The organism is Kribbella sp., assembly GCF_035655035.1.
Classification (GTDB): domain Bacteria; phylum Actinomycetota; class Actinomycetes; order Propionibacteriales; family Kribbellaceae; genus Kribbella.
Window position 1 is genome coordinate 1 of the sequence record NZ_DASRVN010000465.1, and the last position, 14,363, is coordinate 14,363.

Genomic DNA, 14,363 nt, shown 5'->3' on the forward strand with positions numbered 1-14,363 from the left:
GTGTCCCGGGCCGGCGGCATCGGGGGAGCTGGCCAGGATCGGGTCGCCGGACTTCACGCACGGGCCGATCGGCGACTCGCACAGTGCATGCCCGACGGCGTACGCCGCCTTGTCGTAGGCGTTGCCGGAGTAGAACAGGTGAAACTTCCCGTCCCGCTCGACCATGTACGGCGCCTCGACCAGCGCGCCCTCCCACGGCAGGTCCTGCTTGATCATCCGGTGTACCGGGCCGACCAGGGTCAGACCGTCGTCGGACAGCTCGGAGACGTAGATCCAGGTGTCGACGCCGATCGCGTTGCCGTCGTTCTTCCAGTACAACCACCGCCGGCCGCTGAAGTCCTGGAACGGCGACGCGTCGATCGAGCCCCCCTCGGCGACCTGACTGATGAGCGGACTAGTCGATTTGTCGACATATGGACCTTCGGGTGCGGACGCCACCGCGACGCCGACCGCCTGCCGTTCGGCGGCGGCGTCGCGGGACGTGTAGTACATGACGTAGCGGTCCGGGGCGTGCACCGCGACCTCCGGCGCCCACACCCACCCCGGGACCGTCCAACCCGGGACCACCGGCATCGCGTCACCCACCGCCTCCCACGACACCAGGTCGCGGGAGGTCAGCGTCTGCACGTTACCGAGCGCACCGTTGGTCGCGAACGCGTAGTACTCGTTGCCCACCGCAATGATCTGCGGATCGGCGAAACCACCGTCGTACACCGGGTTGGAGAACATTCACTTGCTTTCGTAGAAGTGGAGGTAGTCGAACGTGGCGACCGGCGGCGGGTTCGCGCCGGTGAACTCGCCGTGCGCGTAGAGGCCGATCCGCGCCGCGGACGGCAGCACCCAGGACGCGCCCCAGGTCCAGTTCTTGCCGTCCACCGAGGTGCCGGCGCGGTACACGTGCTCGCCGGCCGCGTTCTTGTGGTACGCGAGCCGCATCCACAGCGTCGGCGCCGAACGGCCGATCGCGGCCGCGCCGTACGACGTGGCGCCGTCGGACGGACGGGCTACCAACTCGCGGCCGTACTCCGTCTGGCGGGTCTTCCAGATCGCGACGTTGCCGAGCCGGGCGAAGTCGTCGTCGTTGAGGTACGCGATCATCCCGGCCTGCTGGTAGTTGCGGACGTCGCCCTGCCCGGTGTCGAGGTGCAGCTTGGTCTCCGCGATCCAGCTGTCACCGGCCGGTGTGCTGTGCAGCAGCAGTCCGGCGTTGTTCGACGAGCCGACCATGTCGGCGTTCTCCAACGGCCACGACAACTTGCCGTCGGCAACGGTCGCCTTGTCGTCCTGGCGGACCCACGACCAGTCGGCACCGAGCGGGCCGTTGAAGTCGTCACCGGTCAGCAACTTCCCGGGCCGCGGCACCGCGACCATCTTGTTCACCGGCTTGGCGACAGGACGAACGGTCAGGTTGTCCACCTCGGCGGACCCCAACCACCGCACGGGCGCCGACTTCAGCTCCAGCCCCGGCACGGCGAGCTGCGCCTCCCCGTAGACATCTCCTAGGCCCGCGTCGTTCAGTCGTGCTGTCACGGTGGATTCGGAGACTTGTACGGACAGCTTGTTCCACTGAGTGCGGTCGAAGTCCGCCGGGAGGTTGACGGACGACGTACGCCGTCCGGCCTGCACCGTCAGGCGATTGTTCGCGACAGTTGCCACCACCTGATTACCCAGGACCGTGGTGAAAGACGAGCCGAGCTTGACGTCGGCTTCTACTCGGAGGGAGCCGGCTGGGGCGGACTGCCGGGTTTGGGCGGCACCGTTGATGGCAGCCGTCGGGCCGCCCAGGGTGTCGCCGGGTTGGCGGGTGGCGCCGAGCAGGCCGGCGGCCGGGTCGGTGGAGTCGATGCCGAGGGCGGAGCCGGTGGTGGGGGCGGCGACCGGGTTCTCGGACGGGCCGGCGCCGGCGTTCGTCCGCGGCCAGCCGTTGATCCAGTCGATGTTGTCGATCAGCATCGGCCGCCGGTTGATCCCGAACGGCGTGGTCAGCCACGACTGGTTCCGGTCGATCGCGTGGTACACGATGTGGTCCTGCCCGGCCGCGTCGGTGATGAACGCGTGATGCCCGGGGCCGATCCAGCGGTTGCCGTTCTGGGTGATCACGGTCGTACCCCCGACGCGGGAGTCGGTGAGCGCCGCACCGTCCGCGTCGACGAACGGCCCGCGCGGCGAGCGGGAGCGGCCGGCGAACACCGAGTACCCGGTGGTGGGGCCGGCGCAGCAGTTCATCGACGAGCCCATGAAGTAGTACCAGCCGTCGCGGTAGACGACGTACGAGCCCTCGTAGCGGTCGCCGATCGTGACCTGCGTCGGCGTACCGACCGCGTGCATGCCGTCGGCGCTCAGCTCGGTGACGGAGATGCCGCCGTAGAAGCCGCCGTAGTACAGGTAGCGCTTGCCGTCGGCGGCGGTCAGCATCGCCGGGTCGATGGTGCCGAGGTACCCGCCGTTGCCGTCCGGGCGCGGCGCGACCACGGGGCCGCCGGTCGCGGTCCACGGGCCGGCGGGGGTCGGGGCGGTCGCGACACCGATGGCCGGGTCGCCGCCGGGATTCGCGAGCGTGTCGGTGACGGTGAAGTACATGACGTAGTGGCCGTCGAAGTACCGGATGTCGGGGGCCCAGAAGAACGAGCCGGGTGCGGCCCACGACGGTTTCGTCTGGTCGTTGAAGACCGTGCCGAGGTACTCCCAGGAGCTGAAGTCCTTGGTCCGGGCCATGTGCATCAGGCCGAACGGCCCGTTCGCCTTGAGCGGGTCGGAGGTGGCGTACGCGTACCAGTAGCCGTCCCGGCCCTGGATGATCGACGGATCGGCGAACGTGTCGGCGAAGCTGGACGTGATCGGGTTGGTCGTGGTCACCACTGGCGCGGCGGTCGCGGCCGACGTACCGGCGACGATCGCTGCCACAGCCATCGCTGCGGCGAGGAGTCGTTTCGGAGGCACGGGCGGGTCCTCTCTCGAATCAACTGCTGAGCTGGATCACGTGCCACGATGCGGGCGGCAGCGTGGCACGGCAGACACCGTCGACAACGGCGGTGGTGTCGACGGCCCGGGGCTGGACCCGGTCCGGATCGTCCGCCGTGTTCACGGCGGTACGGTCGTCGTCGTACAGGGCGAGGTGCCGGACGAGCCGCCCGGTCACCGGGATCTCCAGGTCGATCTTGTCGGTCTCGCTCCGGTTCACCACGAAGATCGCGGTCTCCCCGGTCTTCTCGTCGTACGTCGCGGTGCTCCACAGCGCCGGGATCGACCCGAACGCGGCGGTCTCGACGTCGGGTCCACCCGTGATCGCGGTCTGCAGCACGGTCGGGCCGGCGTAACGGGCGGTCAGCGCGAACGGGTGGAAGATGGTCTGCCGCCAGGCGCGGCCGCCCGGCTCGGTGCGGATCGGGCCGATCACGTTCACCAGTTGCGCGAGGCAAGCGATCTTCACCCGGTCGGCATGCCGGAGCAGGGTGATCAGCAGGCTGCCGACCACCACCGCGTCGTCGACGGTGTAGGTGTCCTCGATCAGCGGGCCGGCCTCGCGGATGTCCAGGCCGAGCTCGCCGGGGAACTCCTGCTGGCGCCAGACGTTCCACTCGTCGAACGAGAGCGTCAGCTCCTTGTCGCTGCGCTTCAGCGCCTTGACGTGGTCGGCGGTCGCGACCACCGCGGAGATCATCCGGTCCATCTCCTCGGCGCACCCGAGGAAGCTGGTCTGGTCGCGGTCCTTCGGTTCGTAGTACGCGTGCAGGCTGATGTGGTCGACCAGGTCGTAGCCGCGCTCCAGGACGACGCGCTCCCACTCGCCGAACGTCGGCATCCCGGCGTTGCTCGACCCGCAGGCGACCAACTCGAGCCCGGGATCGACCCGGCGCATCGCGTTCGCGGTCTCCTCGGCGAGCCGGGCGTACTCCTCGGCGGTCTTGTGGCCGATCTGCCACGGGCCGTCCATCTCGTTCCCCAGGCACCAGGTCCGGATGCCGTGCGGCTCCGGGCTGCCGTTCGCGACCCGGCGGTCGGACAGGGCGGTACCGGCCGGGAGGTTGCAGTACTCGAGCAGGTTGACGGCGTCCCGGATGCCGCGGGTGCCGAGGTTCACGGCCCAGATCGGCTGTACGCCGGCCTTCCGCGCCCAAGCGACGAACTCGTCGGTGCCGAACTGGTTCGACTCGATCGCCCGCCAGGCCAGGTCGAGCCGCCGCGGCCGCTCGTCCTTCGGCCCGACGCCGTCCTCCCAGTCGTAGTTCGAGACGAAGTTGCCGCCGGGGTAGCGCACCGCGGTGACGCCCAGCTCACGGACCAGCTCGAGCACGTCCTGCCGGAACCCGTCCGGGTCGGCGCTCGGATGCCCGGGCTCGTAGATGCCGGTGTAGACGCACCGTCCCATGTGCTCGACGAACGAGCCGAACAACCGCCGGTCCAGCGCACCGACGGCGAACGCCGGGTCCACCACGAGCCGAGCCACAGGGCCTCCCCAGGATGCTTTACAACGTTTACCGTGGATGTCTACAACGATTGACAATCGGTGTAAAGGGTTCGGCGATGGGACACTCGGGCGACAGTTGCGTGACAGGAGGCGCGGATGGCGACCAGGTTGAGTGACGTGGCCGCGCGGGCCGGGGTCTCGGTGAAGACCGTCTCGAACGTGATCAACGACTACCCGCACATCACCGCGCGGACCCGGGCCAAGGTCGAGGCCGCGATCGCCGCCCTGGACTACACACCGAACGTCAGCGCCCGCTCCCTGCGCAAGGGCCGCTCCGACTTCATCGCGCTCGCCATCCCGGAGATGGGCTCGCCGTACTTCGCCGAGCTCGGCGCCGAGATCAGCCGGGCCGCGAAGCGCCGCGGGATCACCGTGCTGATCGACCAGACCGAGGGCGAGGCGGACGCCGAGCGGGTCGTGCTGGACGGGATGCGCGGACAGCTGATCGACGGCATCATCTTCTCGCCGCTGGCCACCGCCCCGGCCAAGCTCACCTCGGTCGCGATCGGGAAGCCGCTCGTGCTGCTCGGCGAACGCCCGGCCGGCGGCCAGTTCGACCGCGTCGCCGTGAACTCGGTGCAGGCGTCGTACGACGCGACCACGCACCTGATCTCACTCGGACGGACCCGGATCGCGGCCATCGGCGTCGGCGGGACCAGTACCGGCGCGGTCCGCCGGAAGGGGTACCGGAAGGCGCTCAAGGATGCCGGGCTGCGGCACGACGCCGCGCTCGAGCTGGCCGGGTCCGGGTACCACCGCGCGGACGGGGCGGCGGCGATGCGGGAGCTGCTGGCGTTGCCGGAGCCGCCGGACGCGGTGTTCTGCTTCAACGACCTGATGGCGCTGGGCGCGCTGCGAAGCCTCGCCGACGCCGGGCTCAGCGTGCCCGAGGACGTTGCGGTGGCCGGGTTCGACGACATCGAGGACGGGCGGTTCCACTCGCCGTCGCTGACCACGGTCTCACCGGACAAGGAGTGGCTCGCCGACAACGCGGTCGCCCTGCTCCTCGACCGGATCACCGGCGACGACAACTCCGCGCACCGCGACCTGACCGTCCCGTACACGTTGCAGATCCGCGAGTCGACGGCCGGTTAACCTCGCGGATTGCCCCTTCACCTCTCGCATGCCGGTGGTTCAGGGGCCATGTCGGTGGTTAACGCTCGGGGAAGCCGGCCAGTTGTTTGGCTACGGCGGTTTGGGTCTTGGTGCTGCGGGCGGCCAGGCGAAGGGCGGCGTTGCGGAGCGGGCGGATCGGGCGCGGGACGTTGGCGAGCCGGGTCAGGCGGTGGGCGAGCGCGATCACGCGGACCGCTTCCGCCCGGCTGTTCGTGGCGTAGCCGTCGAGGCCTGACTCGTCGCCGGCCAGTGCCTGCGAGACCGCGTCGGCGAGCGCGACCGCGTCCCGCAGACCGAGGTTCATGCCCTGGCCACCGGCCGGGCTGTGCGTGTGGGCCGCGTCGCCGGCCAGGAGCACGCGACCGGTCCGGTAGCTGTCCGCGACCCGCTCGTGGATCCGGAACCGCGAACCCCAGACCACCTCGGTGACCTTCGGGTGCGTCTTCCGCGGGCCACGGTCGGCCAGCAACTGCTGCGCGAACGCCAGGTCGGGGTGCTCCGGCGCATCGTGGACCTCGGCCACCAGCCGGAAGCTTCCGTCCGGCAGCGGTGCCACCACGAGCATCCCGTCGGCGGCGAAGTACAGGCCGACCTCGTCCGTCGGCAGGCCGCCGGCGACGCGGACGTCGACCAGGCTGAGCGACAGCTCCAGCGTGTTGCCGGGCATCCGCAGGCCGGCGAGCTCCCGGATCGTGCTGTGCATGCCGTCGGCGGCTACGGCGTACTTCGCCTGAACGACGTCGCCGCTGTCCAGCGTGACCTCGACGCCGTCGGCGGTCTGGCTGAGGCCGGTGGCGGCGTACGGACGGAGCACCGAACCGCCGAGCTCCTGCAGGCGTTCGAGCAGCACCTGCTCGGTGACCGGCTGCGGGATCATCGCGACGAACGGGTACGCCGTCGGCAGGTCCGCGAAGCCGACCGGGATCAGCTGCTTGTCGCCGGAGCGGATCGCGAAGTCCTGCAGTTCGAGGCCGAGGTCGATCAGCCGCTTCGTCACGCCGAGCTGCTCCAGGACCTCGAGCGTCCGGGGGTGGATCACGCAGGCGCGCGAGGTGTTCGCGCCTTCGGCCTGCTTGTCGATCACCAGCACCTCGTGCCCGTGCAGCCGCAGCCCAACCGCCACCGCAAGCCCAACCGGCCCAGCGCCCACAACTACTACCTCTGCGTTCATCACGAACTCCCTCCACCCACCCTGACCGAAGCGAGGGTTCTGCCTCCCACCCCCACCCCGAGCGAAGCGAGGGTTCTTTGTTCTTCTGCTTTTATCAACACCTGTTGACTTTCAAGTTAGAGCGCCGTCTTGAAAAAGTCAACAGGTGTTGGCATATGCTGTGGGCATGGCGGAGAAGAAGTCCGACCGGACCCGGGCGGCGATCCTCGCGGCGGCGCGGGAGCGGTTCGGCGCGGAGGGGTACGAGCGCGCGACGATCCGGGCGATCGCGGCCGACGCGGCGATCGACCCGGCGATGGTGATGCGGTACTACGGCAGCAAGGAGAAGCTGTTCGCGGCAGCGGCCGAGTTCGACGTACGGATGCCCGAGCTGCACGACGTACCGAAGGAGCGGCTCGGCGAGGTGCTCGTCCGGCACCTGGTGGAGCGCTGGGAGGAGGACGACACGCTGCGGGTGCTGCTACGGACCGCGGTGACCAACGAGGCGGCGGCCGAGCGGATGCGGCAGGTGTTCATCGGCCAGCTGACGCCGACGTTCCAGCGCGCCGCGATCGATCAGCCCGCCGTACGGGCAGGGCTGATCGCGACCCAGGCGCTCGGGTTCGCGCTGTGCCGTTACATCCTCGAGCTCCGGCCGGTGGTCGAGCTGACGACCGACGAGGCGATCGCGTGGCTGGGCCCGACCGTGACGCGCTACTTGACCGAGCCCTCGCCGAGTGCCCCGTAAGCGGTGTGGCCCGAGCGATAGCGGCGTTCAGGTGCGTGCATCGCGGTGCTTGGGTAGTGGCCTCGATGCGGAGCATCGTGGGCGCTGCTCAAGTGCCGCGAGGTGCGTGCCTGGGCGTCGATAGCGCCGGGCCACACTGCTTACGGGGCACTTAACCAGGCGTGAACGGCGGGCAGGGTCTCTGCCAGCGACGGCAGCTCCGGGTGCCACTTCAGCTCCCACTCGAGTGAGAGCGGGTAGTCCGTGCCGTCCAGAGCTGCAAGCAGGTCGTGGATCGGGAAATCGCCCTCGTCGATCGCGACCGGGCGGTAGTCCTGCCGGGAGTCCGCCTGCTTGAACTGGACCAGCTCGAGCCACGGCCGCAGCAGCGCATACGACTCGGCCGCGGTCTCGCCGTGCGACCACGTGTGCGAGCTGTCCCAGAGCGCCCGCACATTGTGGCCGGGTACGTCGGTGTCGAGCAGCGCGCAGAACGCCGCGACCTGCCGGCCGGTCGAGTGCGAGTCGTGGGTCTCGAGCAGGATCGGCACCTCGCGCGGGGCGGACGTCACTCGGTCCAGCGCCCGGATCTCGCCGGCGCTCGGGCCGTCCGGCGTACCGGCGTCGGCGTCGTCACCCGGGAACACCCGGACGCCGAGCGCACCGAGATCGGCCGCCAGCTCCAGGTGCGCCTCCAGCGGCTGCTCCTCGACCGCACACAGCCGCACGTAGCTGCTGACCGCGAAGATCTCCAGACCGGCGTCCTCGATCCGGCCGCACAGCTCGCGCCGCTGGGCCGGTGACAGGCCGACGTTGGTGAACTCGTCCGGTGCGGCGCGCAGCTCCAGACCGGTGAACTTGTTGCCCTGGGCAAGTGCCAGGACCTCGTCGAGTGCTGCTCCGGGACAACCGAGGGTGGCGAAACCTAAACGCATACGCTCTATCTGATCAGACCCAGCGGCCACGGCGCGGTCGGGTCCGCGGGCCGTTCGGCTGCTCGGGTTCGGACGGGTGCTGGTCCTGCGGGTACTGCTTGTAGTCCGTGTGCTCCTGGGACTGCGACGGGTACGACTCGGTCGCGTAGTTCGGGCTGTAGGACTCGTACGACTCGTTGCTGTTGTTCTCGTACGAGTAGTTGCCGTACTCCGAGCTGTACGACGACGAGGCGTAGTCCGTGTAGTCGTTGCTCGCCGGGTACGTCGGCTCCGGGCCGTACGACGGCACCGGCGGGAGCGGCTTCGACGGGGTCAGGAAGTCGTCCTGCGCGTCGTGGCTCGGCACCGGCGCGGGCTCGTAGTACCCGCTGGAGGCGGACACGTGCGACGACGGCTGCGAGTGCTCGGACGGCCCGTAGACGGTGTGGTCCTGGTACGCCGACTGCGTCGTGTGCGGGGAGTGCGCCGCGCGCGTGGTGTGGCTCCCGACGGCCGGCTGGATCGCCGACGGGCTGTCGACCGCGACCCGAGCGGCCCGGCGACCAGCGCGCGCAACGGGTGCGGGCTCGGGCTCGGGTGCGGTCTGCGCCTCCGCGGGGGAGGACGTCGAGGTGTAGTCGGGCTCGTACGAGTACGGCTCCGAGTAGCGGGCCGCCCAGTGCTCCTCCTGCGCGGGCTGCTGCGGCTCCGGGTGGTACGAGTACGGGTCCGGCTGGACGACGGTCATCGGAGCCGCCTCGTCACGCCAGCTGCTCGTGGAACCGAGCGTGTCCTGGGTGATCGTGTTGCGGTACTCCTCCCAGGTCGGCTCGGCGGTGTACTTCGTCTCCGCGGCCGGCTGCTCCTCCGGCCAGTCCTGGATCGGGCTGAACTGCTCGGTCGCCGGACCGCCGTCGTTGTCCTGCCAGTTGTCCGCGCCCGGCGCGAACGGGCTCCACTTCGGCGCTTCGGGCTGTTGCGGCGCACCGCCGTACGCGGCCGGGGCGGCGGCGCCGTCGCCCGGGAAGCCCTGCGGCTGCTGCTGCGGCGCGAACGGGCTCGCGACCGGCGCCTCCGGAGCGGGGGCCTGCGGTGCGAACGGGTTGTTCGGCTGCGCCTGCTGGAACTGCGCCTGCTGCTGGAACTGGTGCTGCGACGCGCCGGCCATCTGCAGCTGCGGCTCGCGGACCAGGCCGAGCGACGGCGCGATCGGCTCCGAGATCACCGGCTGCTCGTCGGTGTCGTCGTTCGCGTACGACGGGACCTGGGTCACCTCGTACGCCGGGACGGCGCTGAGCTTCGGGCCCTGGTCCCACCACGGCACCCACTTGCGGGTGGTCTGCATGTGGTTGATCTTGCGGATGATCATCGTCGCGGCCGCCGCGGAGATCGCGGTCAGCACCAGCGACGCCGTACCCGCCAGCGCGATCCCGCGCAGCGAGCCGACGGTCGCCTCCATCCACATCAGGAACCGGCGGACCACCACGTCGAACGCAAGCGCGCCGATCCAGGCGACCCACCACACCGAGGTGAGTGGGGGAGTCCTGAACCGGCGCAGGTCGTCCGCGTACACAGGGGTCTTCGGATCGCTGGCGATCCAGACGTCGTCGACGATCTGTTTCGGATACCAGAGGTTCGGTCCGGGGACGAACCAGCTGGCCAGCACCCAGCCGTGGCTACGGCGGTGGTCGGCCTGAGAGAAGACCTCGGAGTTCACCCGGACCCGCCACAGCCAGACGACGAAGACGACCGCGGCGGCCACCGAGACGATGACGTTCGGAACGGCGGTCACCTTGGCGATCGCGTCCGCGCGGTTCAGGTCCGCGTCGCCGACGTTCGGCATCCCGCCGAGATAGCGGTGCACCACGGAATACGTGTTCCAGTCGGACCAGGTGGACAGCAGGTGCGTCACGGTGGACGCACCCAGCAGTCCGATGGCGATCTTGCCGACCGTCCCGACCTGCTGGAACTCCTCAGCCGCGTGCGGCTGCCAGTCTTCCTCGTCCTCGACAGCAGTCATCAATGCCTGCGGGTGGCTCACGTCTCGCGTCCCTCGCGTTGCTGGAACTCCGTCGTCTGTCCGGCGCTTCGGCCCGGCCCTGCCCCCGCGTGACCGAGCCACATTGATACCACGAAGTAGGTACGCCAGGGCAGTCGGCCCCAGCACAGAGGGTGTCGACTTAACGTGTTCTTTTCGTACGCCCATCACCAGTGGTAACGAGGCATTCGCCAGGGCGTGACGGTTTGGTTTACCGCGCAGGTGGTTGGAAGCCGTTCTGGGGTGTCCCGGCCGCCCACCAAGGGACCCACGGGCGCAGGCTCTGGAGCTCGTCGATGCGCTGGATCAGGATCACCGCGAACACCGCCGCGCCGGTGGTGAACAGCGCCGAGACGGAGGACAGTATGACGTTCGTCCGCAGGTCTCCCAGTTGCGACGCGCCGGACAGCACACCTCTTTGGACGATGTTTCCGGTCACCAGTCCGGTCACCCAGGTCAGCCACCAGGCCCACACCAGCCGGGTGCCCGGAACGTCCTTCAGTTCCGGGGTCAGCGGATCGGTCCGCGGGTCGCTGGCCGCGACGATGTCGTCGACGACCTGCTTCGGGTACCAGAGGTTCACCACCGGGACGAGCCAGCAGCCGAGCACCCAGCCGCGGGTGTAGCGGTGCCGGCCGCGGCAGAACATCTCCGCGTTCCACCGGACCCGCCACAGCCAGACGATGAACACCACCGCGGACGCGAACAGGGCGAGCGCCGCGACGATCCCGAGCGAGCCGGAGATCAGGTTCGCCTCGGACCACCGGTCCGCGTTGTCGCCGTACGTCCGGCGGGTCCGGTACAGGTTGAAGTCGGACCACGCCTTCGACCAGGTGGTCACGGTGACCACGCCGATCAGCACGGACGCACCGATCCCCATCGCCCGCTCGGAACTGAACCAGCGGTCCAAGGGCGGTACCTGTGCGGGCCGGCTCGGCATGGATCAGGCATAGCACAACCGGGCGTGACCGGGCGAGAACATCACGTTGTGGCGGATTTCTGCCAGAAAGTGTCGGTGGTCGCGGGGAGGATGGTCGTATGCACTGGTCCGTTGTCGACTCACCGATCGGCGACCTCACGCTCGCGGTCGACGAGACCGGGCTCTGCCGGCTGCACTTCGGCGGCACCGACCGGCCGCAGTCCGCCGACCCGCTGCTCACCGAGGCCGCCGAGCAACTGAAGGCGTACTTCGCCGGCGAGCTGCAGGAGTTCACGCTGCCGCTGTCGGTCCGCGGCGGCTCCGACTTCGAGCGCGCGGTCTGGAAACAACTCACCCGGATCCCGTACGGCGAGATGCAGACGTACGGCGACGTCGCGAAGATCGTCGGCGACATCGGCGCCGCCCGGGCCGTCGGGACCGCGTGCAACCGGAACCCGATCGCGATCGTGGTGCCCTGCCACCGGGTGGTCGGCGCCGGCGGCAAGATGGTCGGCTTCGGCGGCGGCATCCCGACCAAGCGCCACCTGCTCGAGCTCGAGGCCCGAATCGCCCTCGAGACGATGTGGACCTGAGACCTGACGAAGATCTGACACTCGACAGGGCGTAATCGAGGCGCGCCGGTGGGTTGTGGGCACTAACGTTTGAAGCGAGCGATTCAGGCATCCTCCCACCTGCCTTGGAAGACATATAAATGAACAAAGCCCGAACCACTGACCACCTGCACCCCGACCTCAGCGCGCTGATGGACAAGAGCGCCGAGGAATGGTCGGCCCCGGAGATCCAGAGCGCCGCCCGCGCGGCGCTCCGGATGCACGCCCCGGACCGGGAGCCGATGACCTGGACGAGGCGGTTCAAGGTCGTCCCCTGGCTGCACCGCAACGACGCGGTCTGCCTGAGCTGCGGCGGCACCTACCCGTGCATCACGCACCGGTACGCCACCCAACTGCTGTCCGCCGGCCGCTACACGATGACGAAGGCCGACGACCCGGAGCCGCAGGTCAACTGAGAGCGCCGTACGCGCAAGACGGCGCCCGGACAGACGAAGGTCCCGGACCCCTGGTGGGGTTCGGGACCTTCGCCGTTGCGGTGGTGGGTCAGGAGTCGCTGGGCCGGGACTCGCCCGAACCCGTCGACTTCCTGGTGGTGGTCTTCTTCGCGGCGCCGTTGGACGCGGCCTTCACCTCGTCCTTGGCCTCCTCCGGCTTGGCCTCCGCCTTCGGAGCCTCGGCCTTCGGAGCCTCCGGCTCGGCCTCGGTCTTCCCGTTGGCCGCGGAGGTGGTGCCGTTGGACGCCGTGCTGCTCGACGTCGTGCCGTTCGACGCGGTGGTGTCGGCCGGGCGCGTCGTCGTACCGGCCGGGGCCGAGCTGTAGTCGCGCCCGCTGGTCGGCGTGGACTGCCATGCCGGCTCCGGCGGAGTGAGCAGCTTCTTCACCGCTGCCGCCGCCAGCGCGCCGAGGCCCAGGAACAGCACCACGTTCCGGAGCTTGTGGCTCTTCTTCGGTACCTCGAGCTCACCCTTGAGCGCGGCCTTGGTGGCCTTGCCCCGGCGGGTGGTCTCCTCGACGACCGGCTCGGCGGCCGCTGCCAGGGTGGCCAGTGCGGCGGTCACCTTCGGCAGTACGTCGTCGTTCAGCCGCTCGCGGGCCTTCTCCGCCGCGTGCTCGGTGGCCGGACCGACTTTCGCGAGGGCGTCGTCGAGCGCCGGACCGGCCTTCTCCACCGCCTGGTGGGCGAGGTGCGCGCCCCGCTCGACAGCCTTCTCGGCGTACGGCGACACCTTCTCCCGTGCGGTGCCAACGGCCGGCGCGAGGTGCTCCCGGACCTGGCCCACGGCCGGTCCGAGCTTCTCGGTCGCCGACTCGGCGAGCGGCCGGACGCGGTCCTTTGCGGCCTCGACCCGGTCCTTGGACTTCCTCAAACCCACGGTTCCCTCCTCGTGCCGCCCGCCCCGCGGACAGCTCTCCCGCCCATCGGCGACATGGGCTAACTCTGGACAAATCCGGCAACATCTGCATCGTACGACGTCACGAGCCGATAACCCTGTGCCCCCACCGCCCAATCCCCACACGTTCATCCCAACACACCCCGGCCCGGCGTCATCGTGCTCCGGGGAGCGCGGCCGCTTTCCAACCCCGCCCCGAGCGGACCGAGGGGCGGGTGCAGTTCGTCACCGCCCGTCGATGCGGGAGTTCTTGGAACGGCATGACAGGATCGAGGGGTAAGCAGTTGTATCCCGACTAGGAGTGAACTCCCGTGGCCGAAGAGCTGTACGCAACCCTGCAGACGAACAAGGGCGACGTCGTCATCAGGTTGTTCCCCAACCACGCGCCGAAGACGGTGAGCAACTTCGTCGGCCTCGCCGAGGGCACCAAGGAGTGGACCGACCCGGAGACCGGCGAGCAGGTCTCCAAGCCGTTCTACGACGGCCTCGGCTTCCACCGGGTGATCGACGGTTTCATGATCCAGGGCGGCTGCCCGCTCGGCACCGGCACCGGCACGCCGGGGTACCAGTTCGACGACGAGATCCACCCGGAGCTCCAGTTCGACAAGCCGTACCTGCTCGCGATGGCGAATGCCGGCATCCAGTTCGGCAAGGGCACCAACGGTTCGCAGTTCTTCGTGACCGTGGTCCCGACCCCGCACCTGAACCGCAAGCACACGATCTTCGGTGAGGTCGCCGACGACGACTCGAAGAAGGTCGTGGACGCGATCGCGACCGCGAAGACCGCGCCGGGCGACCGTCCGATCGACCCGATCGTGATCAACAAGGTCGTCGTCGAGCGCAAGAACGCCTGACACAGCTTCATCGCGGGGCCGGGAGCGACCCGGTCCCGCGTTCCCAGAGAGGGACGCACCCGCGTGACCGAGACCGTCTGCTACCGGCACCCGGATCGGCCCGCCGGGGTGCGCTGCCAGCGCTGCGACCGGCCGATCTGCCCGGCGTGCATGAACAGCGCCGCCGTCGGCTTCCAGTGCCCGAGCTGTTTCAACCAGGGCGTCCGCTCCGTA

14 protein-coding genes are annotated in these 14,363 nt (G+C 69.5%); 6 read left to right on the forward strand and 8 right to left on the reverse strand.

Features of this window, described 5'->3' with window-relative positions; all coding sequences use genetic code 11:
- The 3 genes from VFF46_RS25565 to VFF46_RS25575 form a co-directional block, all read right to left on the reverse strand.
- Positions 1-729, reverse strand: a 729-nt coding sequence (locus VFF46_RS25565; RefSeq protein WP_325039752.1) for a glycoside hydrolase family 43 protein, incomplete at its 3' end; no start/stop codon positions are given.
- On the reverse strand, positions 730-2,940 hold the full coding sequence (locus tag VFF46_RS25570) for a family 43 glycosylhydrolase (RefSeq protein WP_325039753.1): 2,211 nt from the start codon (positions 2,938-2,940) through the stop codon (positions 730-732).
- Between the two features lie 19 nt (positions 2,941-2,959).
- The gene (locus VFF46_RS25575; RefSeq protein ID WP_325039754.1) at positions 2,960-4,447 is read right to left on the reverse strand and encodes an alpha-N-arabinofuranosidase; all 1,488 of its coding nucleotides are present in this window, start codon (positions 4,445-4,447) and stop codon (positions 2,960-2,962) included.
- A 117-nt stretch (positions 4,448-4,564) separates the two neighbouring features.
- Here VFF46_RS25575 and VFF46_RS25580 point away from each other — a divergent pair, with 117 nt between their 5' ends.
- The gene (locus VFF46_RS25580) at positions 4,565-5,563 is read left to right on the forward strand and encodes a LacI family DNA-binding transcriptional regulator (RefSeq protein ID WP_325039755.1); all 999 of its coding nucleotides are present in this window, start codon (positions 4,565-4,567) and stop codon (positions 5,561-5,563) included.
- A gap of 58 nt (positions 5,564-5,621) precedes the next feature.
- Here VFF46_RS25580 and VFF46_RS25585 read toward each other — a convergent pair whose 3' ends face one another.
- Positions 5,622-6,755, reverse strand: a complete 1,134-nt coding sequence (locus VFF46_RS25585) for an NAD(P)/FAD-dependent oxidoreductase (RefSeq protein ID WP_325039756.1) — start codon at positions 6,753-6,755, stop codon at positions 5,622-5,624.
- Between the two features lie 166 nt (positions 6,756-6,921).
- On the opposite strand from VFF46_RS25585, the gene VFF46_RS25590 reads away from it, so the two are divergent.
- A complete protein-coding gene (locus tag VFF46_RS25590; RefSeq protein WP_325039757.1) occupies positions 6,922-7,482 on the forward strand; it encodes a TetR/AcrR family transcriptional regulator in 561 nt (186 codons plus the stop codon).
- A gap of 140 nt (positions 7,483-7,622) precedes the next feature.
- Here the strand turns inward: VFF46_RS25590 and VFF46_RS25595 are convergent, their stop codons facing one another.
- The 3 genes from VFF46_RS25595 to VFF46_RS25605 all read right to left on the reverse strand — a co-directional run bounded on the left by VFF46_RS25595 (position 7,623) and on the right by VFF46_RS25605 (position 11,353).
- Positions 7,623-8,396, reverse strand: coding sequence for a sugar phosphate isomerase/epimerase (locus VFF46_RS25595; RefSeq protein WP_325039758.1), 774 nt, complete (start codon positions 8,394-8,396; stop codon positions 7,623-7,625).
- A gap of 13 nt (positions 8,397-8,409) precedes the next feature.
- Positions 8,410-10,395 (reverse strand): DUF4328 domain-containing protein, encoded by a 1,986-nt coding sequence (locus VFF46_RS25600; RefSeq protein ID WP_325039759.1) that lies wholly within the window; start codon positions 10,393-10,395, stop codon positions 8,410-8,412.
- Between the two features lie 229 nt (positions 10,396-10,624).
- Complete coding sequence (locus tag VFF46_RS25605) at positions 10,625-11,353, reverse strand: DUF4328 domain-containing protein (RefSeq protein ID WP_325039760.1); 729 nt, start codon at positions 11,351-11,353, stop codon at positions 10,625-10,627.
- A gap of 98 nt (positions 11,354-11,451) precedes the next feature.
- On the opposite strand from VFF46_RS25605, the gene VFF46_RS25610 reads away from it, so the two are divergent.
- Positions 11,452-11,925: a methylated-DNA--[protein]-cysteine S-methyltransferase gene (locus tag VFF46_RS25610; RefSeq protein WP_325039761.1), complete on the forward strand. Its 474-nt coding sequence runs from the start codon at positions 11,452-11,454 to the stop codon at positions 11,923-11,925.
- 119 nt (positions 11,926-12,044) lie between these two features.
- Positions 12,045-12,359: a hypothetical protein gene (locus tag VFF46_RS25615; protein WP_325039762.1), complete on the forward strand. Its 315-nt coding sequence runs from the start codon at positions 12,045-12,047 to the stop codon at positions 12,357-12,359.
- An 88-nt stretch (positions 12,360-12,447) separates the two neighbouring features.
- Here the strand turns inward: VFF46_RS25615 and VFF46_RS25620 are convergent, their stop codons facing one another.
- Entirely contained in the window at positions 12,448-13,278 is an 831-nt protein-coding gene (locus VFF46_RS25620; RefSeq protein ID WP_325039763.1) for a hypothetical protein, read from the reverse strand.
- 329 nt (positions 13,279-13,607) lie between these two features.
- Here VFF46_RS25620 and VFF46_RS25625 point away from each other — a divergent pair, with 329 nt between their 5' ends.
- Together VFF46_RS25625 and VFF46_RS25630 are read left to right on the forward strand one after the other, a co-directional pair.
- Entirely contained in the window at positions 13,608-14,150 is a 543-nt protein-coding gene (locus VFF46_RS25625) for a peptidylprolyl isomerase (RefSeq protein ID WP_414673089.1), read from the forward strand.
- A 63-nt stretch (positions 14,151-14,213) separates the two neighbouring features.
- Positions 14,214-14,363, forward strand: a 150-nt coding sequence (locus tag VFF46_RS25630) for a B-box zinc finger protein (protein ID WP_325039765.1), incomplete at its 3' end; no start/stop codon positions are given.

What these genes read in the sequence shown, in the direction of transcription:
- VFF46_RS25600 (WP_325039759.1), bottom strand. Translation starts at nt 10,395, where the DNA reads ATGACTGCTGTCGAGGACGAGGAAGACTGGCAGCCGCACGCGGCTGAG.
- VFF46_RS25585 (WP_325039756.1), bottom strand. Translation starts at nt 6,755, where the DNA reads ATGAACGCAGAGGTAGTAGTTGTGGGCGCTGGGCCGGTTGGGCTTGCG.
- VFF46_RS25615 (WP_325039762.1), top strand. Translation starts at nt 12,045, where the DNA reads ATGAACAAAGCCCGAACCACTGACCACCTGCACCCCGACCTCAGCGCG.
- VFF46_RS25580 (WP_325039755.1), top strand. Translation starts at nt 4,565, where the DNA reads ATGGCGACCAGGTTGAGTGACGTGGCCGCGCGGGCCGGGGTCTCGGTG.
- VFF46_RS25610 (WP_325039761.1), top strand. Translation starts at nt 11,452, where the DNA reads ATGCACTGGTCCGTTGTCGACTCACCGATCGGCGACCTCACGCTCGCG.
- VFF46_RS25605 (WP_325039760.1), bottom strand. Translation starts at nt 11,353, where the DNA reads ATGCCGAGCCGGCCCGCACAGGTACCGCCCTTGGACCGCTGGTTCAGT.
- VFF46_RS25595 (WP_325039758.1), bottom strand. Translation starts at nt 8,396, where the DNA reads ATGCGTTTAGGTTTCGCCACCCTCGGTTGTCCCGGAGCAGCACTCGAC.
- VFF46_RS25590 (WP_325039757.1), top strand. Translation starts at nt 6,922, where the DNA reads ATGGCGGAGAAGAAGTCCGACCGGACCCGGGCGGCGATCCTCGCGGCG.